Here is a 25,892-nt window from a genome sequence, read left to right as displayed (position 1 = left end):
TTCTTCTATCCTATAACCTTAAACACTGTACTTCCCATTCTTATTTGATCATTAACTTTTAATCTTACTCTACCCTCAACTTTTGTATCATTTATAAATGTACCATTTGTACTAGCTAAATCCTCTAAGTAAAAATCATTATTTTTAACATAAATTTTAGCATGATAAGATGATACAAATTGATCATTTAACACAATTGAATTATCTTCTCTTCTACCAATAGATATAGTGCTCGACACTGGTATTACTGAGCCGATTCCTAAAGTTCCATTGGATATTGTTTTTAAGACTTCTAATCCATGTGCTTTCTTTCCAGGGGCTTTCTTCTTCTTTCCGCCTTTAACATCTTTATACATTATCTTTAATGCATAATAAATTATGGAATATAGTATTACTAAAAATATTATTCCAAAAACCCATGTCATTAGTTTAGAAAACATTGCTTCACCTCTACATTTTTTTATATTTCTTTTATATTTTACTTCATTTAATAAATTGATTATACAATAAAAGATTACAATTTCATAATTAATAATTAGAAACTCTTAACTATTATATCACCTCAAAAAGGTAAATTTGTTATATTTATATGTTATTTTTAATCTTTTTAACTTTAATATATATTTTTTCCCTTATGTATATTCCTAAAATTGTTATAAAAATCTAATTTAACAGAAAATAATAGTTAGTTGTTATAAGTATAAACCTTTTTTTAACAACTAACTATATGAATCCTAAACTAATTTTTTATTGGTTGCTGTTTTTAAACAATGTTAATTTCTATACATAGATGAAATCCTCTTTTAATGAACACTTTAAATTCCATTCTATATAATATTGCTCTCTAGGTATTTTTTTAAATACTTACCTGTATAAGATTCCTCTACAGTAGTTATTTTTTCTGGAGTACCTGTTGCAACTATTGTGCCACCTTTATCTCCACCTTCTGGTCCGTAAATCAACAATATAATCTGCACATTTAATCATATCTAAGTTATGCTCTATTACTATAACAGTATTTCCTCCATCAACTAACCTTTGAAGTATCTTAACAAGTCTATTTACATCATGTATATGTAGCCCTGTTGTTGGCTCATCTAAAATGTATAAAGTCTTCCCTGTACTTCTCTTAGATAATTCATACGCAAGTTTAATTCTTTGAGCTTCTCCACCAGATAATTGAGTTGATGGTTGACCTAATCTTATATAGCCTAATCCAACATCCATTAAAGTTTGAAGTTTATTTTTAATTCTTGGAATATTTTCGAAGAACTCTAGAGCATCTTCAACAGTCATATTTAATACATCAGCTATATTTTTACCCTTATACTTAACTTCTAAAGTTTCTCTATTATATCTCTTTCCTTTACAAACTTCACAAGGAACATAAACATCTGATAGGAATTGCATCTCTATTTTTATGATACCATCACCACTACAAGCCTCACATCTTCCACCTTTTACATTAAATGAAAATCTTCCTGGCTTATATCCTCTCATCTTAGCTTCTTGAGTTTGAGAGAAAAGTTCTCTTATAATATCAAAAGTACCTGTGTATGTTGCAGGATTACTTCTAGGTGTTCTTCCTATTGGACTTTGATCTATATCAATTATTTTATCTATGTTTTCATATCCAGTTATTTCTTTAAAGTTACCTGGTAAATCCTTAGCTTTATTAACTATTTTATTTAATCCTTTATAAAGAATTTCATTGATTAATGTACTCTTTCCTGAACCAGAAACACCAGTAACCATAGTTAAAGTTCCTAGTGGGAATTTAGCATTAACATTCTTAAGATTGTTTTCTTTAGCACCCTTAACTGTTATAAAGTTTCCATTTCCTTTTCTTCTTTCAGTAGGAACATCAACTTTTTTCTTTCCAGTTAAGTATTGTCCAGTTAATGAATCTTTGTTTTCCATAATTTCTTCTAGTGTACCAGCACCAACAATCTTTCCACCATGTTCTCCTGCTCCAGGACCAATATCAACTATGAAATCTGCTTCTCTCATAGTATCTTCATCATGTTCAACTACTATAAGAGTATTTCCAACATCTCTAAGCTGTTTTAAAGTGGCTATTAATCTATCATTATCTCTTTGGTGAAGTCCTATGGAAGGCTCATCTAAAATGTATAAAACCCCCATCAACTGTGACCCTATCTGAGTTGCAAGTCTTATTCTCTGTGCCTCTCCACCTGATAAAGTTCCAGCTTTTCTTGCTAAATCTAAGTAATCTAATCCAACATTTATTAAGAAACTTAATCTTGATTGAATTTCTTTTATTATCTGATTGCTGATTATTTTATCTTTTTCTGAAAACTCAACTGAATTTATAAATTCTAATTCATCTCTTATAGACATACTCGTAAACTCAAATATATTTTTATCTCCTACTGTAACAGCTAAAGCTTCTGGCTTTAATCTAGCCCCCTTACATTTAGGACATGGATTATCACTCATATATTTTTCTATTTCAGCCTTCATAGCATCTGAACCTGTTTCCATATATCTTCTTCTTAGTCCGTTTATCTCTCCTTCAAAAGAATGATTGTAAACTGCTGAAACATTTTCTTTAGTATATTTAACCTTAAGCTTTTCTGGATCACCATACATTAGAACCTCTCTAACCTTTTTAGGTAAGTCTTTATATGGAGTATCAAGGTCAAAATTATATCTTTTCATTAAAGCTTGAAGAATACAGAAAGTCCATGATTCTTGCTTCATCCTTGAATCTCCCCAAGTTGAAATTGCACCAGCTCTTATACTTAAATTTTTATTTGGAACAACTAGATTTTCATCTATCTCCATTAAAGTTCCAAGCCCATCACACCTTTCACACTTTCCAAAAGGAGAGTTAAATGAAAACATTCTTGGAGCAAGTTCCTCTATGCTTATTCCACAATCTGCACAAGCAAAGTGCTCACTATAAAGTCTATCTTCTCCACCAATTATATTAACTAATACAAGTCCCTCTGCCATTTTTAATGAAGTTTCAATAGAATCTGTTAATCTTCCTTCAATTCCATCTTTAACAACTATTCTATCTACAACAGCTTCTATATTATGTTTTATATTCTTTTCTAACTTAACTTCTTCTTCAGTTAAATCATATATTTCTCCATCTATTCTAGCTCTAACAAAACCTTGTTTCTTTATATTTTCAAGAATCTTCTCATGAGTTCCTTTTCTTCCTCTTATTATAGGAGCTAAAATCATTATTTTACTTCTCTCCGGTAGCTCCATAATTTGATCTACTATTTGATCCACAGATTGTTGAGTTATTTCTTTTCCACATTTAGGACAATGAGGAACTCCAACTCTAGCAAATAAAAGTCTTAAATAATCATAAATCTCTGTTACAGTACCCACAGTAGATCTTGGATTTCTTGATGTAGTTTTTTGGTCTATTGATATAGCTGGTGAAAGCCCTTCAATAGATTCAACATCTGGCTTATCCATTTGACCTAAGAATTGTCTTGCATATGATGATAGAGATTCAACGTATCTTCTTTGTCCTTCTGCATAAATTGTATCAAAAGCTAAAGAACTTTTACCTGACCCTGAAAGACCAGTAAATACAATAAGTTTATCTCTTGGAATTTCTAAACTAACATTTTTTAAGTTATGTACCTTAGCGCCTTTTACTATTATTTTATCCTTCATATTAACCTCCTTAACACTCTCAATATTTCTTAATCAAACCTATAAATTTATATCAATATATTTTTATATAATACTCTCCATTTATTATCTTTTCTAATACTAAGTATTTAATAAGTATAGATTTCTTAATAAAATACCTTAATATATTCTAAAAGTATTTACTTGGATTTCTCCCAAACAAGTTATTTATTCTTAATTTTTAAAATAGCAATATGCAAACATAAGTTCGCATATTACTATTTTAATTCTCCTTCTTTTATATGTCAAATTCTTTTTTTCTAATAATTATTATTCATTTAAATTATTTTCTAAATTTTCTGATAATTCAGAATAATTACTTATATTTCATCATATCATATACTAATCAGATATTTAAAAGCCATCTCATTTAGGCATTAATAGTTACCTTTTATGTTTTAACAAAAGTACTCCTCCAAAACAAAAAAATTCTATTAATGCCTAAATTAATAATATAAATATTCATTAAATCAATTCTATTAGGGGGATTATTATGAAAGGAAACGGTGGTTGTATGATTAGAGTTCTTAAATTTGATGATAACTTTATAAATTGTGATCTTATAAAGTCTAAAATACCTTTTAGTGTTAGTAAAAAATTAATTGAACTTTACGTAGATTGGGATTATAAAAAAGAGCCTATTTATGACTATCTGAATAACCAATGTGATATTTATCCTTTTATAACTCCTTATGTTGAAAATTACTTTGAGGATATTATAGAATTACTTAAAAACAGCCAATTAGAATCACCTAAAAATATCTGCTCTGATATTTTAGATGACTATTCTAATTCATATTCTTGTAAGAACATGAATGATATAAATGATTGGTGTAATTCAAATTACATTTATGATTTTAATTCAAATGATGACTTGTTTTTTGAATTAAGTTACTTAAATTAGCCCTAATTTCTTAATTAAAATAAAATAAGAGAGGTTAGCATTGATCACTGCTACCCTCTCTTTTTATATAGAATTTAAAGTATTAAGGCAATTTTACAACAAATTTAGAAAACATTTTAACTATGTTTACTACTACGCCTATTTTATCATGTATACTATTTATATAAGTAGGACATATGTCTTATGTAAATACTTATTTTAGGGGGCAAAACAAATGATAAAGATAAAAAACAAAGAAAAGTTATATGAACTTATACATAAACATAGCTTAAAAAGTATTTTTTCAGAGGATTTATTGCCTAAACTTGAGCTTCATATGTTTAAAAAAAATGAACACATATGCTCAATGGGAGAGGAACTAAAGTACTTTTACTTCTTTGTTGAAGGTAGTGCCAAGGTATATAAAACTCTGCCTAATGGAAAATCTACTCTCATCAAATTCTATGAGCCAGTTCAATTAGTTGGTGATATTGAAATCATAAACAAAATTAATGCCAACTGTAGTGTACAAGCATTAAAATCTAGTATTTGTATAGCAATTCCTATAAACACTGTAAATTCAATAGCTCTTAATGACTCTAACTTCTTAATGTATATAACTAAAAGCTTAGCTGATAAGCTTGCCTCTCAATCCATAAATAGCTCAATAACCATTGTTTATCCATTAGAAACTAAATTAGCAACTTATCTTTTAAAGGTTAATAATAAAAATGTAGTTTTAATACCTAATTACTCCAATTTAGCTGATTTATTAGGTGCAAGCTACCGTCATCTTAATAGAGTTCTAAATAAATTATCTGAGAAAGAAATTATAGTAAAAGATAAAAACTGCATAAAAATTTTAAATAAAAAAGAACTAAAAACTCTTTCTGGTGATTTATATAAATAAAAAAATCCATATAAATTAGATAAAACTTAATCTATCTAAAATATGGATTTCTTAAACTACTCTTTTGTATATTATAAATTATTCTTCTCGCTCCTCAATCTATAGCTATTTAATAAGCTACTTGCTATGTATAGCATTATAGATACTATTAAGGTATTTAAAAACCCTCTTATATTAAATCCCCATGTAATAATATCTGCTGCATAAACTATAAACGTATTTACTAAAATAGCAAAAACTCCAAATGTAAGTGCTGTAAGAGGTAAGGATATAATCTGTAAAATTGGTCTTAAAGTAAAGCATAATATTGTAAAAACCCCTGAAAACAATACTATACTTATTATATTACTCTTATCTATCAAACCTGTGAAAATGCTTAGTATAAATATAACTGAAGCATTGATAATAAAGTTAGTAATTATTCTTACCATTTTCCCCTCCTATATTAGCTTTATCTTAATTCCTATATTCTCTTTACCTAAATGCATATCCATAAATTCACCGTCTTCACAATTTCTAAATTCTTTTAAGAGTTCTAGCCCCTTATAGAGATAGGCAATATAATTCTCAATATTTCTAACCCTTATCATCCACTTTATAAAACCCAATAAATCTATAGCATCATTTAAAAATTGATTTGCTAATGCAATAGGAACTGTTAATCTAAGCCAGTTTATTTTAGGAAGTACTAGTTTTATATAAATAAAATTCTTCTTAGTCAACATAAATCTTCACTATAACTTTTCCAGACTCTTTATCATTTATATCTATATCACAAATAGTTGGGTCATCTAATTCGCCATTTTCAATTTTTTCTAATATCTCTTTAAAATCAATCTCCTTTAAATTAACCCCATTCTTCTCTATATCATTCATAGCCTCTTCAGGTATAAACTTAGTAAATCCACTAGCTATTTTTATTATACTTAAAGGAATACTTAGATTAACCCTAACTTCATCATTTTCAACCTCAACCTTGACCTTTAATGTCTTATAAACCTTTTTCTTTATATGAATTTCTTCCTTTTGTTCTCCTAAAGCATCTAATAACTTCATCCCCTCTTCAGCGCTTATTTTTCCTTCACTTATCATTTCCAATATTTTTTTCTTTTCATCCATAATAAATTCTCCTTTTAATACCATTAATATTTATTTAAACTTCTCTAATTCTTTTAAAGCTTCTGTTGATGATATTTCACCTCTATCTAACTTTTCAAGAATTAATGCTCTGCTTTTCTTCTTATCTAGCTTCTCTTCTTCAGTTTCTTTATCTTCAAATCCTAATGCTGTTATAAGCTGATTTAATCTACTTTTTACAGTTGGGTAAGATATATCTAACTCTTTTTCAATCTCTTTGATGCTTCCTTTACACTTAACAAATATTTTTAAGAAGTATTGTTCCTCTTGAGTTAAATTACAGAAATCGCAGCCTCTGAAATCACCCTCTATTTTTGTATTGCATTTTTCACACTCTAACTTAACTATTTTTAGTTCACTATTACAAACTGGACATTTGCTTGGTCTTACGTATTTCAAAAAAGCACCTCCTTTTTCTATATTATATATCATAAAATTAACAAAAATCAATATATAAATTAATATTTTTAATTTATATATTGATTTTATCAATATTAGTATTAATATTTTTAATTTCGATTTGCAAATTTGATTTTAAAGTTAAATTTTTTAATTGGCTCTGTTTTAAACTAGTGTTGATTTTAGCTAGAACTGTAAGACCATCTTAATGAGCAATTTAGAGTTTCATTGTCTATGGAAAAATAATAGAGTTAAGAGGCTTTTAATTTAAACATCAATCTTAAAATTAATTTATTTATATTAAATAAATTAATTACTTGTTTTTATCACAATAATACTTCATTGCTTCACTTAAAAACTCAGTAAATCCTTCGCCATACTTATCAATATTTTTAGTAAACCTTTCATCATAGATATACATATCTGCTAATCCCTTAAAAATCTCTATAGTACAATTATAAAAATTATTACTTATTAACATTCTCCATTGATTAACAAGTTCCTGCACATTTTCATCTGAAACATCTCTATCTTTCAGTTTAGCCAACTCTTTATAAAGAATATCTATTTCACTATTAATATTATTCCAATCCTCTTTTGAATATTTAACTGTTCTTTTCTTAGATTCTTTATAAGCTTCATTTTCTCCATATTTTTCTTCAACTTCTTTTTCATATTTTTTAATGTGCTTATTGACATTTAACCCTTCAAACATTCCTTTTTTGCTCATACTTGTTTCCTCCTCAACATGTTTAATAGTATTTTCTATAGTATCAATTATTTTATTTAACCTGTTTCTTTTCTCTATTATTAATTTCTTTTGAGATATCAAAGCATCTTTTAAATCGAAATTCTTATCATCTAGTATTTCCCTTATTTCTTTAAGAGAAAAATCTAATTCTCTATAAATTAAAATCTGTTGTAAAACTTCTAAATCCCCATCACTATATAATCGATATCCTGCTTCACTTAAATTACTTGGCTTAAGAAGATTTATTTTATCATAATGATGTAGCATCCTAATTGAAATTCCCGTTAAATCTGAAACTTCTTTAACCTTATACACCTGTATCACCTCCACAACTTCATAATAATCCTTAACACAATGTCAGGGTCAATAGTTTCCTTCTATCTTTTAAATATTTTTATATTAACTAAAAAAAGATGCTTAACATTTTTGTTAAACACCTCTTTTATATTATAAGTGCCTACTATTTTTTCAATTAAAAAAGCTTAAATATTCATTATTAATAGACTTGAAATCATAGAAATTGTTATAAGTATTCTTGCCCATGAGAATTTCTTTTTCCATAATCCTATAGAAACTATTCCTATAATTCCTGATATTATTACGCCTATCCTTTGTCCAATAAAGTTACTTGGCAATGCTGTAAATGATAAAAATGCTAGTATTAATGCATAGACTATTATAATCCCAAAAATTATTGGTTTCTTGGCTAATTTTCCACCATCGTAAACTAATGCTCCTATACACATTAAGAATAATATAAGTAATACAATTTCGAAAATTAATAGTATTCCTAAAGCCATATCATATCCTCCTTATACATTATTCACTTCTACTTTATGTTTTTATATTCAACCTTTTAAACACTTTAATTCTAAAGTTCAAATGGTGTTAATATAGTAAAATGTCAATTTTTATACACTCTAATATTACAAAGATAATATTAACCAACAACTTCCATATTCTTGGTTAAATTAACAACCCATTTCCTTGATAACACTCTAGGTAATCCAAATATACATTTAACTATTTCTTCTGAATAAGTAAATAAAACTAACATGTATATAGGGAATCCATGCATTGCACCAAAGAATGTTAGAGGTATTGAAACAAGCCACATACATCCAAATTCAAGTCCAAAAGCATATTTAGTATCTCCACCACTTCTAAGAATTCCAACTATAACCAAAATATTGAATGATTTCAATCCCATTAAAAGTCCCATAATTATAAATATTTTAGTTAAATCACCTTCCATACCTGGTGATGTACTATATATTTTTAAAAGTATAGGAATACTTAAAATTAACATTCCTCCTAATATACTTCCTACTGCAAATACAAGCTTAGAAAACTTACTAGCATAGTCTATTGCATTTTCTTTATTATCAGCACCAAGCTCATTTCCAAGCATTATAGCGGCTCCAACTCCAATACACATAGCAAGCATTATGAATAAGTTAGCCGTACTAGTAGCAATTTGGCTAGCTGCTATTGCTTCTGTTCCAATCATGGCATAAGCTACAGCATATGAAACTGATCCTATAGCCCAGCCAAAGTCATTTATAAAAATAGGCATTCCTTTAGACATATAAACATTAAAGAATTCCTTATTTATTTTTCTAACTTCAAAAACATTAAACTTAATTATATAATCCTTATCTTTTAAAAGAACATATCCAACCAATAGTAGACATTCTATTATTCTTGCAAAAACAGTTGAAATAGCTGCTCCTTTTACTCCTAAAGCCGGGAAAATTCCTACTCCAAATATTAAACAATAGTTAAAGATAATATTTATTATAAGAGATGCTCCACTACAAAACATGCCAAGTTGCGGATTTCTTACGGCCCTAGCTCCTGCACTTATAACCATACTGATAGCAGTTAATGGATATGAAAGAGCAATAACTACAAGATAGTCCTTACAAAGTGCTACAACTTCTGGGTCAGTTGAAAATATGTTTATTATAAGCTCTGGTACAAAGAAAGCTACCACAAAAAATACTAAACTAAATCCAACGGATAGAATTGTGCTTAAGCTCATTACTTTTTTAATATTTTCTCTATCGTTACTTCCATAAAATTGTGATATAAAAAGTCCTGTAGCCCCTGTTAGTCCTATTAATCCCATATTGAATAAGAAAAATACTTGGTTAGCAACTCCTACTGCTGCTATAGATTCTTCTCCTAAACTACTAATCATAACAGTATCAATAACATTAACTGATGTTGATATAAAGTTTTGAATTATTATAGGAATACATAAAACTAATAATACCTTATAAAATTCTTTATCTTTTCCTTTTAACTTATTTCTTAAAAACAAAGTTGCTCCTAAAACAATCATTGCTACTATAAAGAAATAAACTCCAAAATACATTGGTGAAAGTCCAAACAAACTATCTCCCCCTCACTTATTATTTAGTGCTCAAACAGAACATACTATATCATAATATCATCATTTATCCTATGACATAAGTCTTATAGAAAGAAAAAATATTTATAAAATTTAAGTTCTATATATAGGCAATGTACTACAAGTAAATCCACCTCCACCTTTTAAAATTTCAGAATAATCCATATAAAAGACATTAAAATCATTTTCTTTTAATAGTTTAAATACTTTTTTATTTGAAGTTATAATCTTACGCTCACCTAAACATACTATGTTAGTTCCTAATTCTTCAGAAGTTTCTTTATCTATATATATTCTCTTACTTATTATCTTTTCTATTTTTTCTTTATCATAAAGATATTCGCTTATTATACATTCATCTTTATCTAATATATTAAAAACACAATCTAAATGTAGCATTTTTTCTTTATTAAATTTTATTGTAATAATTTCATAATTCATATTGTTTTCTTCTATATAGCCTTTTAGTTCATTAACAGCTTCCATATTTGTTCTTTTGCTTAATCCAATGAATATATAATTATCATGTATTATTACATCTCCACCCTCTATATTATTTTTCATCTCATATATTTTGGAATGGTGTTTTTTTATATATTTCTTTAAAGCTCTCGGCTCATTTTCTCTTTCTTCATTGCTCATCTTCGCAATGAACATAACATCATCAATAACAAACCCAACATCTCTTGTAAACACTTGATTTGATCCATATATAGGATCTAAAAATTGCACATTAACTCCTTCACTAATCATAAAATTAATAAAATTATTATACTGCTCATACACAAGGTTATAATTAACCTCTACTTCCCCACTAACTTTGAAATTACTTGGATAGCACATTATTAAAGTTCCTAATTTTTCATATCTATTTTTATGACTTATCTTCATAATTCACCTCATATAAATTCTAAACTCTATTGTTATTATTGTTAAACTTATATAAAAATATAAAAAAAGATAGTGTCAATGTTAAAATTGACACTATCTTTTTTAATCTAAAGCTAATATATAAAATTTAATATTCATCATTAAACATTTTTTCTTGTAATAAGCATCGGCTTGATAAATAGCCCCTAATGGATTATGACATAAAACACGATCTTTAACAGCAAATATTGTTATTGGCATTTCTGCATACTTTAAGAATAAAGTATCATGACCAACACATAAACCTAATAAAATTGCTAAATCAATATCTTGTTTATTTAGATATAATGCTTGCCCAATAGGATTGCACATCATATCATTTTTAACATAATGCTCTTTCTCTTCCTGTGGAATTCCTAGGAAGCCTTTTAAGGTAGCTCCATTTTTACAGCCAATAGATACAACTTCTAAACCATGATATTCTAATATTTTAACGAAAGTTTTAGCCTCTTCATGTAATCCCATACAAAAAGCTACTCCAACTTTCTTATAGCCCATTTTCTTTGCAAAAACTATTATTTCTTGAACACGGGTCCAATTGCACTTACCTTCACCTTCAACCAAAGTAGCTTCTTTTTCAATTTTTAAATTCTCATCAATATATAAAGATTTAGCCTTTTCTTGTAATTCTAAATCTCTACTTGGACAAAGTTTTTTAGGCATTTTGCTCTCATCCTTAGTTGTACATCCCATTGTTGGACATTTTGCACATATACTCATAATAAAACTCCTTCTTTCGCTTAAATTTTTCCTACATAACCTACAAAATTATATAAACTTATACATATTACAACAATAACTAATGTAGTATAAACTTTATCTACACCTTTTAGTGATAACTTTTTAGATATCATTGGACCAATAGTACCACCTAATAATCCACCTGCTAACATAAATAAGCATACTGCCCATTCAAAACTCGGAACTTTTCCTCTAAAAACTGTAAACAATAGACTAGTAAGTTGTGAAAAAAATATTATGTAAATTGAGTTCAAAGCTGCAGTCTTACTATCCATTGAGAAGAATAAAAATAAAATTGCTAAATTGATTGGACCTCCTCCAATTCCCATAAAAGCTGAAATTGATCCTAATAAAAATCCAATTCCTAAACATGCAGTTGCATTTTCAACATTATATCTTTTAAATTTACTTTTATTTAATACAAATATTAGTACTCCAATAGTCACTATTGCTAGAAGCATGGACTGAGCAGCACCAACTACTGCCTCTTCGCCTGAAGAAACTTTAATATAATCAAAAATGTATTTCCCAATTATTCCACCTATCGCTCCACCCAAAGCTAACAAAGTACCCTTTCTTTTGTCAACCTTTACAGTAGAATTTCTACTTCTATATAAAGTCATACTAGTCATAGCCAATACAGTACACCCTGATAAAAAACTTATTGTTGAAACATTCAACATTCCTAAAGCATCTAATACCGGCTTAATAATAACTCCTCCACCGATACCACTTATGGCTCCTACTATACATGAAATAAGACAAACAAAAAAATAAATTATACTCATAAAATCATCCCCTCATTTTTAGTAAGAATGAGAAAACTTTCGAATTTCGCGAACTTCAAAAATTCATATCCTTTATTTAATTTTAACATTATTTACATATAATTCATTATATGCAAACATTATCATAAACATAAGTATTTAGTTATAACAAAAAAATACTTTTAAAACCTGTTTATTTTTTTGACTCCTTTTTAAACTAGTACTACTTTAAAATAAATTTAATGTTTATATTTAAAACATCCACATTATTTAAATACAAAGTAATAAGGCGTAAAATAATCTCACCAATAGTAACATTATTTTACGCCAATCTTTAAATTAAGCTTTTTATGTTAAATAGCTTAATTTATTTCTACTTATTCACTTCTTAGTAGTTATGTTATTATAATCCGTTATTCATATTCTCTATAGTTAATTTTGTTACTATAAACCTTATTTTTTCATAAGAAACGTCTTCTTCTAACTTCTCTTTTATAGGCTTAAGCTTGCTATAACCCACTTTTTCTATAGCTTCTAAGACAAGTTTTTCTTCTTTTTTAGAGAATAAAGAATCAAAATCTATTTCAAAGTCTATTTTATTTCCCTCTTCAAGATATTGTTGAATATGAGAAAGTATTGTTGTTGTTGCAATCTCTCTTTCCTTAGAAATTGTATGAAATTTATCTCCTTCTCTTAACATATCTATAGTTATTTCAAATGATTTTTTCTTTCCATTACCCTTTCTAGTCTTCTTAAACTTTTCTTCGACCTGATCTTTACTAAGTTTTTCTGATTTCCACTCTAATTCTATATCATTTACTCCAACATATTCCTTAATCTTTTCTAAGAATTTCTCTCCATACTTAAGTATTTTCTTTTCACCAACACCACTTACTTCTGAAAGTTGTGATTCATTTATTGGCATTCTTATACTCATTTCTTTTAAAGTATTATCACCAAATACAATGTAAGGAGGAACCCCTTCTTCTGAAGCAATTTCTCTTCTTAAACTTCTTAATATATCGAATAATTCATTATTAGTAGAAACTTTTTCAATCTTTCTTTGCTCCTTAAACATAACTTTAGTTTTCCCCATAAGAATATCTCTTGAGCTTTGATTTAATGTTACAACAGGGAACTCTCCAACATAGTCTATATATCTATGAGAAATCAATGTATTTATAAAATCTTTAAGTCCTTCCTTAGAATAGTCTTTCATTATCCCATAAGTACTCAATTCATCTAGTTTTAAATCTAATATTTTTTTATTTTTAGAGGCTCTTAAAACATCAATAATAACTCCAATTCCAAATGGTCTTTTCATTCTATAAACACAAGAAAGAACCTTTTGAGCATCTACAGTCTTATCAACAAGCTCCCCTTCCATCTCACAGTTACTACAGTTATTACAGTCCTCTTCTAACTCTTCACCAAAGTAATTTAATATAAATTTTCTATAACATCCATTTGAGTATACTAAATCCATCATAGTTTGAAGCTTGCTTAACTCATTTGCTTTTCTTTGTGGGTTTAAAGTTCCTGTTTCTATAATATATTTTTGAGTTTGTACATCTCCTGGTGAGAAAAGAAGAATACACTCTGAACCCTCTCCATCTCTACCTGCTCTACCTATTTCCTGATAGTAACCTTCAATATTTCTTGGCATATTGTTATGAATTACATATCTTATATTAGGCTTATCTATTCCCATACCAAAAGCATTTGTAGCTACCATTACGCCAATCTTATCATAAACAAAATCCTCTTGATTTTGTTTTCTTTCAACATCAGAAAGACCTGCATGATACTTTGTACACTCTATTCCTCTTGAATTAATAAGGTCGCATAATGAATCAACTTCTTTCCTAGTTGCACAATATATTATTCCTGATGAATCTTTATTTGCTTTTAAATAATCTAAAATATAATGATCCTTATTAACCCCTTTTTCTATTATTATCTTTAAGTTATCTCTATCAAATCCTGATATAAAAACTTTAGGATTATTTAGCTCTAATAACTTTACAATATCTTTTCTAACCTCTTCTGTTGCAGTAGCTGTAAATGCTGATACCACCGGTCTTTTTCTAAGAAGATTTATAAACTTTCCTATAAACTTATAACTACTTCTAAAATCATGTCCCCATTGAGATACACAGTGAGCCTCATCAACAGCAACCTGTGCAACGTCCACATTTGAAATAAGATTTAAGAAGTCCATAGATTCTAATCTCTCTGGTGCTACATAAAGAATTTTTATGCTTCCATCTTTTATATTTTCAAATATATTATTTATTTCTTGATTGCTAAGTGTTGAGTTTATATAAGCTGACTCTATTCCCATACTATTTATGGCATCAACTTGATCCTTCATAAGAGAAATAAGTGGAGAAATAACTACTGTGACTCCCTCTAAAATCAAAGCAGGAATCTGATAACAGATTGACTTTCCACCACCAGTAGGCATTATTGCAACTACATCATTTCCACTTATAATTTCATTTATTATGTCTTCTTGCCCTTTTCTAAACTCACTATATCCATAAAAACTTTTTAAAATTTCTTTTGCTCTATTCAATATTCCTCTCCTTCTAATCGCTCTTTAATTTGAGTATAAGTAATGCATCAAATTATTATTAAATATTTTTATTATTGTATCTTTCAATATAATAATAAAAGCTAACTGTTTTTATTTTCTAAATTAAGTAGAAATTCTTTTGCATTAAGTCCTCCAGCATATCCAACCAAATTTCCATTCTTACCAATAACTCTATGACAAGGTACTATTATACCTATAGGATTTTTATTGTTGGCTCCTCCAACAGCTCTTACAGCCTTTGGATTCCCTATTTTTTCTGCAATATCCTTATAACTTACCTTTTCACCATACTTTATTTCCTTAAGCGCATTCCAAACAGATTTTTGAAAGTCTGTACCTTTTATAAAATTTATCTTAATAGAAAATTCTTTTCGCTCTCCTTGAAAATATTCACTTAATTCTTTCTTACAATTTAAAATACATTCGTTTTCTTTTTCTTCGCTTAAATTTATATCTTCAACAAACTTAATTCCTACTATTTCTTTATTAATTTCACTTATCTCAATTATTCCAATTGGAGAATTATAATAACCTATATTCATATACTCATTCTTTCTCCTTAAATAAATTTGTATTTTAAATTATTCACAGTATTTCTATCTTTTATAACATTATATTATTATACTACAAATACTTTCTTTTTTTATTGCGCCTTTTCAAGTGACTGTAATTTTCAAAGCAACTTTTTAGTATAACCCACCCTATCAAAGAACTCTTAATTTCTATCTATATATTCAATACCATATTCCCCCTATAAATTCTTACAAATATAACCATTTTAATTTAAAATAAATTCTAATATAAAATATATAATTAATACTTAGCTTTAACTTCACCTTACAACCATATTGAATTTTTTGTCATTTAAGAGTACTATTTAGAAATAAGTTTGAAATTTGTTTATATATTTTTAACAATTTTAGAAAGGATGTTTCAACATGAACAAAAAGGTCATTTTTTCAAATACCATAATGTTTATATTTATGGTTATTTTTATTGTCGTTTTTAAAATTATTTTTGGTGATGCAAATACTCTTATTGGAGTAACTACTGCAACAGCTATGCTCATGTTATTACAAAAAGACTTAACTTTATCTCCAATAAAAAATACATTATTACTTATTCTTTTAAATCTATTCATAGGAGCTTCTGCAACCTTAGCAAGTATGAATATGTGGATTGGGATTCCAGTAAACTTTATAGCAATGTTTATACTAAGTTACTCATTATGCTATAACCTTAGAAATCCAATGTACTTACCATTTTCACTTCAGTACCTATTTATATTAGTAACTCCAGTAAAACCAGATGAACTTCCTATGAGATTCTTATCCTTAATTGTTGGTGCAATAATAATTATGCTTGTTCAACTCCTTGCTAATAGAAATAATGTATCAAAAAAAGGAAACAAATTGTTAGTAAAAATTTGTAATGATATTATTGATAAAATTACTGTTTCCAACTTAGAAAACAGAAATTTACTTAGTGAATCAATAAAACAAAGCATAGGAACTTTTAGATCTATAATTTATAATAAACGTGAAAAAAGATTTTATTTAACTGAAGAAAGTAAAATAAAGCTTAACATTTCAGTTGCTTTAGAAAAAATTTCTTTACTATTAGATCAACTTGATTATTCAAAAAATGAAAACTTATTATCAATATTAGAGCAATCATTAAGTAAAATAAGTAACCTTTTAAATAATGAAGAAACATTAGACAAGGTTTCTTTTGATGAAATGAAAAATTATCGTAATGAATATTTAGACAATTTAACAGATTCAACTGATTTACAAATCATCAGTAATATTTTATTTATTTATGAATCACTATATGAATTAAATAAACTTGGTATTAAACACTATAATTTAATTAATGAAATGGAATCTATCCCAAAAACCTTTAAACTTAATCATAATTTTGCATTGAATTACAAAGCAAAATCTGCTAAATTTTCTTATGCAGTCCGTGTTGCTATTGGAGTATCATTAGCTGCATTTATAATGGATTACTTCCACTTAAGCGAAGGTAGGTGGATAGTTTTCACAATGCTTTCCCTTATAAACCCAATATATGAGGTTTCTAAAACTAAAACTAAAGATAGGATATTTGCTACAATCATAGGTGTAATTATACTTGAAGTTTTATTCCTTATCTTTAAAGATGTTATTACAAGAACTCTTATATTAATGTTAGCTGGTTATATAAGTAGTTACTTGAAGGAATATAGATATTCAACAATTTGTACAACAATTTCTGCAATTGGTGCTGCTTCCTTGTTAGGAAGTCCAAATTCATTTGCATTAAATAGATTATTATTTGTATGTATAGGAGCAGTTCTTGCCATATTGATAAATAAACTAATATTACCTTATAGTTTAGAAAAAGATATAGCAATTTTAAAAACTATGTACACTAATGTTATAAATGAAATGGTAGAAAGTCTTGAGGAAGTTTATTCTAATAAATCAAGAACAAAAATGGACAACCTATTTATTGTCACATCATTTATAGAAGATAGATTAAAGGCAGATAATATACTAAATGACAATAATTTAGTAAAAATTATTGATAATGAAAGAATGCTTATTTGTAGTATATACCAACTATACATTCAACTTTCTAACAGTAATATTAAAGACTCAAACTTAAAAGTATCATTGCATGATTTAAGAAAATGTCTTTCAACTAAAAATTATAGCGCTAAGGTAGAGAACTTTATAAAAAAATCAGTTAACTTTGAAGAAAAACTATTATTAAGCAATATTTTAGAAATTTCAACTAGCATAAATAATTTAAACCCTTTAACAAACTAACTTATAAAAAATAAATAGAGTAAATTTTAACTTTAATATCTCTAAAAATCTTATATGAAAAGGCTAATACTAAATTTAAAAATTAGTATTAGCCTTTTAAATTTAACTTAACCCACTATAACACTATTCTCCAGCTACAGATAATTCTTTTATTACCAAACTTGGACTTCCAACCCCTGGAATCAAGCTACTTTCCTTAAAGTCATTACCTACTTCTTCTATATTTTTTAACAAGTCAAAAAAGTTTCCTGCCACAGTTATTTGCTTAACTGCCCTACCTAATTTACCGTTTTCTACTGTTAATCCCTCTGCTGCCAATGAAAAATCTCCTGTTATAGAATTTGCTCCAGAATGAAGTCCATCTAAATCAGTTATAAGCAATCCATTTCCAACAATGTTTAAAAGTTCATCAAAAGATTTATCTCCCTCTTTTATACAAAGGTTTGTTGCTTTTGGTTTAACTGATGATTTGAAACTTTCCTTAAATCCATTTCCTGTTGGCTCTACCCCAGCTTTCTTAGCTGTTTTTAAGCTGTGTAAAAATCCATTAAACACACCATTTTCAACTATATTTTTAAACATAGTTGGTACTCCTTCATCATCAAAAGAGCAACTTGCTATTGCACCTTCTAAAAATGGATTATCAACTAAAGTAACCTTTTCAGAGGCAATTTTCTTTCCTATTTTATCTTTAAGAAGAGTTTTACCCTCCTCAGCAATATGGCCTAAGAAGTTGTCTGCCATAGTCTTAAGCAAAGCTCCCATAATATCATTCTCAATAATAACCTTATATTTTCCTGACTTAACTGGATAAGCTCCTTTTTTTCTTAAGGTTTTCTTTATTCCTTTTTCTATAATTTCATCAAGCTTTATATTACTTAATCTAGTAGACATAACACTCTCTCCATCTACTATCATATTTTCTCCATCTTTAGCAATTGGATAAACTGAAGCACTAATCACAGTACCTTCTTCTCTTAAATCTATTCCTTCTGAATTTATTATAATTCTCTCAACCTTTGAAGTACCAATTCCAGTATATTCAGATTTTATTATTTCATTGTTTATTTTGCTAGGTTCAGTATTTAATTTTATAGACTCTTCAATTTGAGTTTGAGGGTTTAAATTAGCTATCTTTTCATCATAAGAATTAAATTCTGTGTAAGGCAATCCCCCTTCAAATATGAATTCATCATCATCACCTTCAATTAGCTCAGCACACTCTTTAGCTTTTTCAACTAACATCTTTACTGATTCTTCATCTAACTTTTCAGTGTATGAACATCCCATCTTCCCATTAAGAATCCCTCTAAAAGATACTCCTGCCGTAGTGCTCAAAGAATATTTATCAACTTCCCCATCTCTTGTTCCTATGCTAAGAGACTCATTCTTCCCATAATATAATTCATATTTTTCAAAACCAGCTTCCTTAGCCTTATTAAATAAAGCAACTTTAAAATCATTAAATTCCATAAATATCTCCCTCCTTATCTTCCACCTACAGTAATTTCTTTTACTCTTAACAGAGGTTGACCTACATTAGTTGGAACTGCTCCACTAACTGATCCACAGACACCTTGACCGTGCTCCAAATTCTTTCCAACCATATCTATATTCATTAGAATGTCAGCACCATTTCCTATTAAACTAGCACCTCTTACAGCTCTATCTATAACTCCATTTTTAATTAAATATCCTTCTAAAACATTGAAGTTAAAGTCTCCAGTTATAGGATTAACTGAGCCACCACCCATTTGCTTTGCATATAATCCATTTTCTATAGATTTTATTATAGCTTCATTATCATCATCTCCTGGAGCTATAAATGTATTAGTCATTCTTGAAGTTGGTGCATATTTATAAGATTCTCTTCTACCACTTCCCGTAGGAGCCATTCCCATACTTCTTGAATTAAATTTATCTATCATATATGATTTTAATATTCCATTTTCAATTAAAACTTTTCTTTGTGCTAATCCACCTTCATCATCTATATTAGTTGAACCCCAAGCATTAGCTATTGTTCCATCATCTATAGCTGTAACCTTAGTAGAAGCTATTTGATTTCCTAGCTTACCACAGAATATAGAGTTACCTTTAGCTACTGATGTCGCCTCAAGTGAATGTCCACAGGCTTCATGAAATATAACTCCACCAAATCCATTTTCTATGGCAACAGTCATTTTTCCTGCTGGACAATAATCTGCATGAAGCATTGTTACAGCTGTCTTAGAAGCTTCTTCTCCAAGCTTATTTAAATCCAATGTATCATAAAACTCAAATCCCATAGATGCACCTGGAGCTCTCATTCCTGATTGATTATCTATTCCATTTGAAGCTATAGAGTTAACTGATACTCTTGTTCTTATTCTTCTATCTTCAGTAAATAGCCCTTCACTGTTTGCTATTAATACTTTCTGATCCACATCACCCATTGATACTGTAGCTTGAACTATTTCATCACTATAATTTTTAGCTCCACTATATATTTCTTTCATCTTTTCTATTTTCTTAGCTGTTTCTATTGAAGATGGTACATATATAACTGGATGTATATTAGTATTTATTCTTTCAACTAAGTTTAAATTAATAGTTTGTCCATCCAATACATCTCCTAAAGCTAGTGCAGCTTTTTGGGCTGTATTTATTAAACTTGTAAGTGAATCATCATTTGTGTATGCATATATGCACTTTAGCCCCTTGAATATTCTTATTCCAACTCCATAATCTTTTCCTGAAACAATATCTTTTACAATTCCTGAAGTTAAAACAATATTATTACTTATTTTGTCTTCAACAAAAATTTCTGCAAAGTCTCCCCCTGTACTAAGTGCTACAGAAAGAACTTTTTTAATCTTATCTTTGTTTAACATGAAATCAAATCCCTCCCCAAATTAGTATAAATAACATTTTATCAATTAATATTAACTCTAAAATGTTTATTTACATTGTAATTCTATTATGAATAATTTCCCATAAATAAAATAATATTAACATGAAAAAAGGTTTATAAATATGGCTCACTTTACACCTGAAATATATATTAATTCTAAAATTATCTTTAACTTGAAAGCTTTATTATTAAAACACTAATCGACATAATATAATTTTTCTATTAAAATATAGTAAAATTAATAAATTTACTGTTAAGAAAAGAGGATTTATTATGTCATTTACTAAGGAAAATTTTTTCAAACAATTTACCAAGGATCAAGCAAGTTTTGATGACATTCATGAAACAATGATTGAAGGAGTCAATATTGGTGGAGCTAATTTTATAATCCTAATGTGTGCAATACTAATCGCCTCAATAGGATTAAATATGAACGCTACAGCTGTCATAATAGGAGCAATGCTTATTTCACCCCTTATGGGGCCCATAATAAGCATAGGTTACTCTGTTGGTATATATAATTTAAAACTACTAAAAAAATCACTATTTATACTATCTATAGAAATCCTAATAAGTATAACTACTGCTACACTTTATTTTCATCTTAGTCCAATCTCAAGTGCTGGTAGTGAGATTCTCTCTAGAACAACTCCAAATATTTGGGATGTATTAATTGCATTTTTTGGTGGCTTAGCTGGAATAGTTGGAGTAACAAGAAAAAAATCTAGTAATGTAGTTCCTGGAGTTGCAATTGCTACTGCCTTAATGCCTCCACTTTGTACAAGTGGATATGGATTAGCTACAAGAAACATGGATATATTTTTAGGGGCTGGATATTTATTTTTTATTAATTCATTTTTCATAGCACTTTCAACTTTAATAGGTGTTAAGCTTATGAGAATTCCTACAAGAACAACTCTAAGCCCTGAAAAAGCAAAGAAATTTAAGAAATTAATTATTACGGCTACAATAATAGTTACTATTCCAAGTGCTATTTCTGCTGCAAACATGGTAAAAGAATCTATAAACAACTCAAATTTAAGTAATTTCATACAAAATGAAATGCCATCTCAATATGTGCTTAATAAGAGTATAGATACCAAAACTAAAACTATTGATATTGTCGTTATAGGTAATATAATTAGTAAGGCTCAAGAGGAAAAATTACAAAACTCACTTACTAATTATGGTTTTGAAGATTATAGACTTAGAATTCAGCAGGAGGATAATCCAGTTGCAGATATTCAATCCTACCTAGAAAAAATAAAAGAACAAAATTCAGGTTTTATAGGAGATTTAGAAATAAATAAAGATGCTAATTCAAATAATCAAACAAATACTGGTTCAAATAGCGCTATTAGCAAAAACCTTCAATCCACTACAATTTATCTATATAAAAATTATAAAGATATAAAACAAATATATAGTGGTGTTTTAGATAATGAACTACCTGTAATGATTATTGAGTATTCAAGTGATAACATAAATCAAGATGAAATAAAGAATTATATTCTTTCTAATGACACTCTTAAAGGAACCAAAGTTTACTTTGAGAAATACAACCAGGATACTGTAAATTCTGAGACAAATTCTACATCCAAAAATCCTGATTAAAATTATTTATATTTACTTCAAATGATGATATACTAATTCTGTAAGTTAATGAAAATTGTATTCATGTTGATACACTTTTTGTGTTAACTGTTTTCTGTTGTTAAAGGGCATCTTGTCAATGCCCTTTTTTGCTTTCCAAAAATAAATAAAATTTACATTTTTTACAAATAGTTATTGTTTATGACGTAAGGTCATATGATAGCATAATATTACAAAGAGAATTTTTGAGGTGATTTTATGAAATGTAAAAATCTATTTACTGTTGGAGAGTTAGCTAAAAATATGAATAATAAACTTAAAGTATCCAACTTGAAAAAAAGTTATGGAAATAGCTTAGTGTTAAATGAAATATCCTTTGAAGTTACGGAAGGAAGTATCTTTGCTTTACTAGGAACTAATGGTGCTGGTAAAACAACTACTCTAGAATGTATTGAAGGCATTAAAAGTTATGATAGTGGTTCAATATCTATAAATGGAAAACTAGGAGTCCAGCTTCAAAATTCATCCCTTCACAACAATTTAAAATGTATTGAAGCCCTCCATCTTTTTTCAAGATGGAATAATACAATACTTGATAAATCACTCATAGAAAGCTTTGAACTTACAAAGCTTTTAAACAAAGAATATAAAGAACTTTCTACTGGTCAAAAACGAAGACTACATTTAGCCTTAGCTCTTGTAGGAAATCCTGATATTATAATACTTGATGAGCCAACGGCAGGTTTAGATGTAGAAAGCAGAATATCTTTGCATGAAACTATTAGAAAGCTTAAATCTCAAGGAAAGACATTGATAATAGCTAGTCACGATATGGCAGAAGTTGAGGCTTTATGTGATAAAATAGCTATCTTAAAGGATGGAAATATAATTTTTAATGGAAGTCCATTAGACCTTACAACTACTCTAAATAAACTTCATAAGATAAAAATCTTTCTAAATTCACCTTTATCTCCAAAATATTTACTACACTCCAAATACCTAGGATTAAATCAAAATTATTATTGTTTTGAAACAAATAACATCCATGAAGCTCTTATTGAATTACTTTCCCTAATAAAAGAAGAAAATTTAATATTAAAAGATATGCAGATAGAACAAGCGTCCTTAGAAGAATGCTTTATTAATATTACAAGAGGTGAAGATAATGAATAAAATTTTGCACGGAATACTTCTTAACTTTAAACTTGACTTAAGAAATAAAAATATATTATTAGTTTATTACGTTGTTCCATTAATATTTTTCACATTCATGAGTGGAATCTTTACCTCTATTGACCCTAATGCATATAAGACCCTAATTCCATCAATGACTATATTTGCTATTACAATGGGAGCTATAATAGGATTTCCAAATCCATTGGTTGAATTTTTTAATAGTGATATAAAGAAAATGTATGTAGTTGGAAATATTCCTCTTTGGATTGAATTAATTAATAATTTCATTTCAGCTTTTATACACCTTTTTATAGTTTCAACACTAATATTTTTTGTTGCACCTATAACCTTCAAAGCAACTGTTCCATTAAACTTGTCAAATTACTTTTTATCACTAGCTTTACTTATAATTTCCTCACTAAGCATAGGTTTAGTTTTAGGCTTGTTTATTAAAAGTATCTCAAAGCTAACAATGATATCACAAATAGTTTTTTTACCTTCAATAATGCTTTCTGGAATTATGTTTCCAACTGAAATGCTTCCAAGCTTTCTTGAAAAACTTGGTTCAATATTACCTAGTACCATAGCTTTTAAATCCATGTGTAGTTCTTCATTTTCAATGAACCTATTATTGCTAATTTTAATAACTATTATTTGCATTGTAATAAGTATATTTAGATTAAAAAAACTAAAAACCGATTAGTAAAATATAAATAAAACTTATAAATTCTAATATATTTTAAAGAATTTATAAGTTTTATTATTTATGACTCTATGAATTTGAGTTGCCCTCATTTACTAAAGAATGTTTCCTTCCGTAAATTAAGTAGCTAATTATTAAAATTACCAAAACAACTAAAAATATAATCCAAGTTTCTTTTGTTAAATTTGCCATTAAAAACAAACAACTTCCTGCACCTAATATTGGTATTAATGGTACCAAAGGTGTTTTGAATCCTCTCTTAACATCTGGATATTTCTTTCTAAAAGCAATTAATGATATACAAACCAAAGTATATGTAAGTAAGAATGCTATATTAGCAAAGTTAGCTAATTGTCCAAGATTAAAGAATCCAGCTAAAAATGCACCTATTATTCCTACTGTCCATAATGCTACATATGGAACATCCTTCTTGTTTACCTTGCTAAATGGTTTTGGTAATAATCCATCTCTACTCATAGCCAAAAGTATATGTGATGTGGTAAAGTTTCCTGCAAATATTACTGCAAGTATTCCAATTACTGTTCCTAAAGATACTACAAAGGCTACTCCATTTTCTCCAGTCAATTTTAGAGCATAAGATAATGCATCTCCTACATCTAAATTTGTATAAGAAGTAACTCCTGTTAGAACTAAAGAAACTGCTATGTATATCACTGTACAAATAATTAATGAACTTATTAATCCTAATGGTAGTGCCTTCTGAGGATTTTTAACATCCTCTGCTGCTGATGCCGTAGCATCAAATCCACAATAAGCAAAGAATAATGAGGCTGTTCCTGTTATTATCCCCTTAGTTCCAAATGGAGCAAATGGATGCCAGTTGCTTGGATTTACATGAAATGCACCAACTCCTATAAATAGTACAATGACTGCAATCTTAATAAAAACCATAATGTCATTTACTCTCTTACTTTCACTAGTTCCTAAGGATATAATAAATACTATTAATAATATTGATAACATTGCTGGTAAATTTACTATTCCTCCATCACTAGGAATAGCAGTAAAAGTCTTTGGTAACTTTATTCCTAAGGTATTTAACAAACTCATAAGATATGCTCCCCATCCAGAAGCAACCGTTGCTGTAGATAGTGTATATCCAATTACTATGCAAAGACCTGCTATATATGCAATAATCTCCCCTAAAGATACATAAGTAAATGAATATGATCCGCCAGCACTAGGTATGCTTGAACTAAACTCTGCATAACATAAAACTATTATAGCAGCAGCTATTCCTCCCCCTATAAAAGCTACTGAAGTAGCTGGCCCAGACTGTTTAGCCGCAACTATTCCTGTTAAAACCATAACACCTGTACCTATTACAGAACCTACACTCATAAGAGTTAAATCTAAAGCACTTAATGATCTTTCTTTATTTTCACTTGCCTTACTCAGTAAATTCTTCAAATTTTGTTTCCTGAAAATTTTCATGAATCAATCACCCTTTTTTAATTATTAATTTCTTAAAGCCTA

The 25,892-nt window shown here is 28.1% G+C and carries 22 protein-coding genes and 1 pseudogene; 6 read left to right on the top strand and 17 right to left on the bottom strand.

Translation table 11 applies throughout. The features are described from left to right. Positions 1–5 precede the first annotated feature (5 nt). Together ACQZHJ_RS02405 and uvrA are read right to left on the bottom strand one after the other, a co-directional pair. Entirely contained in the window at positions 6–440 is a 435-nt protein-coding gene (locus ACQZHJ_RS02405) for an FHA domain-containing protein (RefSeq protein WP_430483949.1), read from the bottom strand. Between the two features lie 387 nt (positions 441–827). Next, positions 828–3,663: pseudogene (uvrA, locus tag ACQZHJ_RS02400) on the bottom strand (excinuclease ABC subunit UvrA). A 511-nt stretch (positions 3,664–4,174) separates the two neighbouring features. Between uvrA and ACQZHJ_RS02395 the strand changes: the two are divergent. Beyond that, positions 4,175–4,585: a hypothetical protein gene (locus ACQZHJ_RS02395; RefSeq protein ID WP_430483948.1), complete on the top strand. Its 411-nt coding sequence runs from the start codon at positions 4,175–4,177 to the stop codon at positions 4,583–4,585. A 214-nt stretch (positions 4,586–4,799) separates the two neighbouring features. Continuing rightward, the gene (locus ACQZHJ_RS02390) at positions 4,800–5,474 is read left to right on the top strand and encodes a cyclic nucleotide-binding domain-containing protein (protein ID WP_430483947.1); all 675 of its coding nucleotides are present in this window, start codon (positions 4,800–4,802) and stop codon (positions 5,472–5,474) included. 71 nt (positions 5,475–5,545) lie between these two features. Here the strand turns inward: ACQZHJ_RS02390 and ACQZHJ_RS02385 are convergent, their stop codons facing one another. The 12 genes from ACQZHJ_RS02385 to ACQZHJ_RS02330 all read right to left on the bottom strand — a co-directional run bounded on the left by ACQZHJ_RS02385 (position 5,546) and on the right by ACQZHJ_RS02330 (position 15,756). Further along, positions 5,546–5,905, bottom strand: coding sequence for a phage holin family protein (locus ACQZHJ_RS02385; protein WP_430483946.1), 360 nt, complete (start codon positions 5,903–5,905; stop codon positions 5,546–5,548). A gap of 9 nt (positions 5,906–5,914) precedes the next feature. Continuing rightward, complete coding sequence (locus ACQZHJ_RS02380) at positions 5,915–6,199, bottom strand: hypothetical protein (protein ID WP_430483945.1); 285 nt, start codon at positions 6,197–6,199, stop codon at positions 5,915–5,917. Then, positions 6,189–6,593, bottom strand: coding sequence for an SHOCT-like domain-containing protein (locus ACQZHJ_RS02375; RefSeq protein ID WP_430483944.1), 405 nt, complete (start codon positions 6,591–6,593; stop codon positions 6,189–6,191). Before ACQZHJ_RS02375 ends, ACQZHJ_RS02380 begins: the two co-directional genes overlap by 11 nt. Before the next feature lie 30 nt (positions 6,594–6,623). Beyond that, complete coding sequence (locus ACQZHJ_RS02370; protein WP_430483943.1) at positions 6,624–7,010, bottom strand: DUF2089 domain-containing protein; 387 nt, start codon at positions 7,008–7,010, stop codon at positions 6,624–6,626. 313 nt (positions 7,011–7,323) lie between these two features. Beyond that, on the bottom strand, positions 7,324–8,076 hold the full coding sequence (locus ACQZHJ_RS02365; protein WP_430483942.1) for a MerR family transcriptional regulator: 753 nt from the start codon (positions 8,074–8,076) through the stop codon (positions 7,324–7,326). 167 nt (positions 8,077–8,243) lie between these two features. Next, positions 8,244–8,561, bottom strand: coding sequence for a hypothetical protein (locus ACQZHJ_RS02360; protein WP_430483941.1), 318 nt, complete (start codon positions 8,559–8,561; stop codon positions 8,244–8,246). 140 nt (positions 8,562–8,701) lie between these two features. After that, positions 8,702–10,159 carry an MATE family efflux transporter gene (locus tag ACQZHJ_RS02355; protein WP_430483940.1) on the bottom strand — a complete coding sequence of 486 codons (1,458 nt, stop codon included), beginning with the start codon at positions 10,157–10,159 and terminating at the stop codon, positions 8,702–8,704. A 111-nt stretch (positions 10,160–10,270) separates the two neighbouring features. Beyond that, positions 10,271–11,068 (bottom strand): dimethylarginine dimethylaminohydrolase family protein, encoded by a 798-nt coding sequence (locus ACQZHJ_RS02350; protein WP_430483939.1) that lies wholly within the window; start codon positions 11,066–11,068, stop codon positions 10,271–10,273. A gap of 102 nt (positions 11,069–11,170) precedes the next feature. After that, positions 11,171–11,827 carry a DUF1847 domain-containing protein gene (locus ACQZHJ_RS02345; protein ID WP_430483938.1) on the bottom strand — a complete coding sequence of 219 codons (657 nt, stop codon included), beginning with the start codon at positions 11,825–11,827 and terminating at the stop codon, positions 11,171–11,173. Positions 11,828–11,847: 20 nt separating this feature from the next. Continuing rightward, positions 11,848–12,636 (bottom strand): sulfite exporter TauE/SafE family protein, encoded by a 789-nt coding sequence (locus ACQZHJ_RS02340; protein WP_430483937.1) that lies wholly within the window; start codon positions 12,634–12,636, stop codon positions 11,848–11,850. 382 nt (positions 12,637–13,018) lie between these two features. Then, positions 13,019–15,193: a DNA helicase RecQ gene (gene recQ, locus ACQZHJ_RS02335; RefSeq protein ID WP_430483936.1), complete on the bottom strand. Its 2,175-nt coding sequence runs from the start codon at positions 15,191–15,193 to the stop codon at positions 13,019–13,021. 101 nt (positions 15,194–15,294) lie between these two features. Further along, positions 15,295–15,756 carry a methylated-DNA--[protein]-cysteine S-methyltransferase gene (locus tag ACQZHJ_RS02330; RefSeq protein WP_430483935.1) on the bottom strand — a complete coding sequence of 154 codons (462 nt, stop codon included), beginning with the start codon at positions 15,754–15,756 and terminating at the stop codon, positions 15,295–15,297. 396 nt (positions 15,757–16,152) lie between these two features. Between ACQZHJ_RS02330 and ACQZHJ_RS02325 the strand changes: the two genes are divergently transcribed. Beyond that, positions 16,153–18,030, top strand: coding sequence for an FUSC family protein (locus ACQZHJ_RS02325; RefSeq protein ID WP_430483934.1), 1,878 nt, complete (start codon positions 16,153–16,155; stop codon positions 18,028–18,030). A gap of 123 nt (positions 18,031–18,153) precedes the next feature. Here ACQZHJ_RS02325 and ACQZHJ_RS02320 read toward each other — a convergent pair whose 3' ends face one another. Further along, a complete protein-coding gene (locus ACQZHJ_RS02320) occupies positions 18,154–19,503 on the bottom strand; it encodes a TldD/PmbA family protein (protein ID WP_430483933.1) in 1,350 nt (449 codons plus the stop codon). Positions 19,504–19,517: 14 nt separating this feature from the next. Next, positions 19,518–20,903, bottom strand: a complete 1,386-nt coding sequence (locus ACQZHJ_RS02315; RefSeq protein ID WP_430483932.1) for a TldD/PmbA family protein — start codon at positions 20,901–20,903, stop codon at positions 19,518–19,520. 293 nt (positions 20,904–21,196) lie between these two features. On the opposite strand from ACQZHJ_RS02315, the gene ACQZHJ_RS02310 reads away from it, so the two are divergent. The 3 genes from ACQZHJ_RS02310 to ACQZHJ_RS02300 all read left to right on the top strand — a co-directional run bounded on the left by ACQZHJ_RS02310 (position 21,197) and on the right by ACQZHJ_RS02300 (position 24,395). Further along, positions 21,197–22,537 (top strand): DUF389 domain-containing protein, encoded by a 1,341-nt coding sequence (locus ACQZHJ_RS02310; protein WP_430483931.1) that lies wholly within the window; start codon positions 21,197–21,199, stop codon positions 22,535–22,537. Positions 22,538–22,774: 237 nt separating this feature from the next. Beyond that, complete coding sequence (locus ACQZHJ_RS02305) at positions 22,775–23,689, top strand: ABC transporter ATP-binding protein (protein ID WP_430483930.1); 915 nt, start codon at positions 22,775–22,777, stop codon at positions 23,687–23,689. Continuing rightward, complete coding sequence (locus tag ACQZHJ_RS02300) at positions 23,682–24,395, top strand: ABC transporter permease (RefSeq protein WP_430483929.1); 714 nt, start codon at positions 23,682–23,684, stop codon at positions 24,393–24,395. Before ACQZHJ_RS02305 ends, ACQZHJ_RS02300 begins: the two co-directional genes overlap by 8 nt. 69 nt (positions 24,396–24,464) lie before the next feature. Here ACQZHJ_RS02300 and ACQZHJ_RS02295 read toward each other — a convergent pair whose 3' ends face one another. After that, positions 24,465–25,850 (bottom strand): APC family permease, encoded by a 1,386-nt coding sequence (locus ACQZHJ_RS02295; RefSeq protein WP_430483928.1) that lies wholly within the window; start codon positions 25,848–25,850, stop codon positions 24,465–24,467. Positions 25,851–25,892: the final 42 nt, after the last annotated feature.

Source organism: Clostridium sp. B9, from assembly GCF_050509515.1.
GTDB lineage: Bacteria > Bacillota > Clostridia > Clostridiales > Clostridiaceae > Sarcina.
Note: the sequence above shows the minus strand (reverse complement) of the source record. Positions and strands in the feature narration are given on the sequence as shown.

Coding starts and splice junctions, on each gene's coding strand:
- ACQZHJ_RS02385 (WP_430483946.1), bottom strand. CDS start 5,905: ATGGTAAGAATAATTACTAACTTTATTATCAATGCTTCAGTTATATTT.
- ACQZHJ_RS02320 (WP_430483933.1), bottom strand. CDS start 19,503: ATGGAATTTAATGATTTTAAAGTTGCTTTATTTAATAAGGCTAAGGAA.
- ACQZHJ_RS02345 (WP_430483938.1), bottom strand. CDS start 11,827: ATGAGTATATGTGCAAAATGTCCAACAATGGGATGTACAACTAAGGAT.
- ACQZHJ_RS02310 (WP_430483931.1), top strand. CDS start 21,197: ATGTCATTTACTAAGGAAAATTTTTTCAAACAATTTACCAAGGATCAA.
- ACQZHJ_RS02295 (WP_430483928.1), bottom strand. CDS start 25,850: ATGAAAATTTTCAGGAAACAAAATTTGAAGAATTTACTGAGTAAGGCA.
- ACQZHJ_RS02375 (WP_430483944.1), bottom strand. CDS start 6,593: ATGGATGAAAAGAAAAAAATATTGGAAATGATAAGTGAAGGAAAAATA.
- ACQZHJ_RS02395 (WP_430483948.1), top strand. CDS start 4,175: ATGAAAGGAAACGGTGGTTGTATGATTAGAGTTCTTAAATTTGATGAT.
- ACQZHJ_RS02380 (WP_430483945.1), bottom strand. CDS start 6,199: ATGTTGACTAAGAAGAATTTTATTTATATAAAACTAGTACTTCCTAAA.
- ACQZHJ_RS02315 (WP_430483932.1), bottom strand. CDS start 20,903: ATGTTAAACAAAGATAAGATTAAAAAAGTTCTTTCTGTAGCACTTAGT.
- ACQZHJ_RS02360 (WP_430483941.1), bottom strand. CDS start 8,561: ATGGCTTTAGGAATACTATTAATTTTCGAAATTGTATTACTTATATTA.
- ACQZHJ_RS02390 (WP_430483947.1), top strand. CDS start 4,800: ATGATAAAGATAAAAAACAAAGAAAAGTTATATGAACTTATACATAAA.
- ACQZHJ_RS02330 (WP_430483935.1), bottom strand. CDS start 15,756: ATGAATATAGGTTATTATAATTCTCCAATTGGAATAATTGAGATAAGT.
- ACQZHJ_RS02305 (WP_430483930.1), top strand. CDS start 22,775: ATGAAATGTAAAAATCTATTTACTGTTGGAGAGTTAGCTAAAAATATG.
- ACQZHJ_RS02325 (WP_430483934.1), top strand. CDS start 16,153: ATGAACAAAAAGGTCATTTTTTCAAATACCATAATGTTTATATTTATG.
- ACQZHJ_RS02340 (WP_430483937.1), bottom strand. CDS start 12,636: ATGAGTATAATTTATTTTTTTGTTTGTCTTATTTCATGTATAGTAGGA.
- ACQZHJ_RS02300 (WP_430483929.1), top strand. CDS start 23,682: ATGAATAAAATTTTGCACGGAATACTTCTTAACTTTAAACTTGACTTA.
- ACQZHJ_RS02405 (WP_430483949.1), bottom strand. CDS start 440: ATGTTTTCTAAACTAATGACATGGGTTTTTGGAATAATATTTTTAGTA.
- ACQZHJ_RS02350 (WP_430483939.1), bottom strand. CDS start 11,068: ATGAAGATAAGTCATAAAAATAGATATGAAAAATTAGGAACTTTAATA.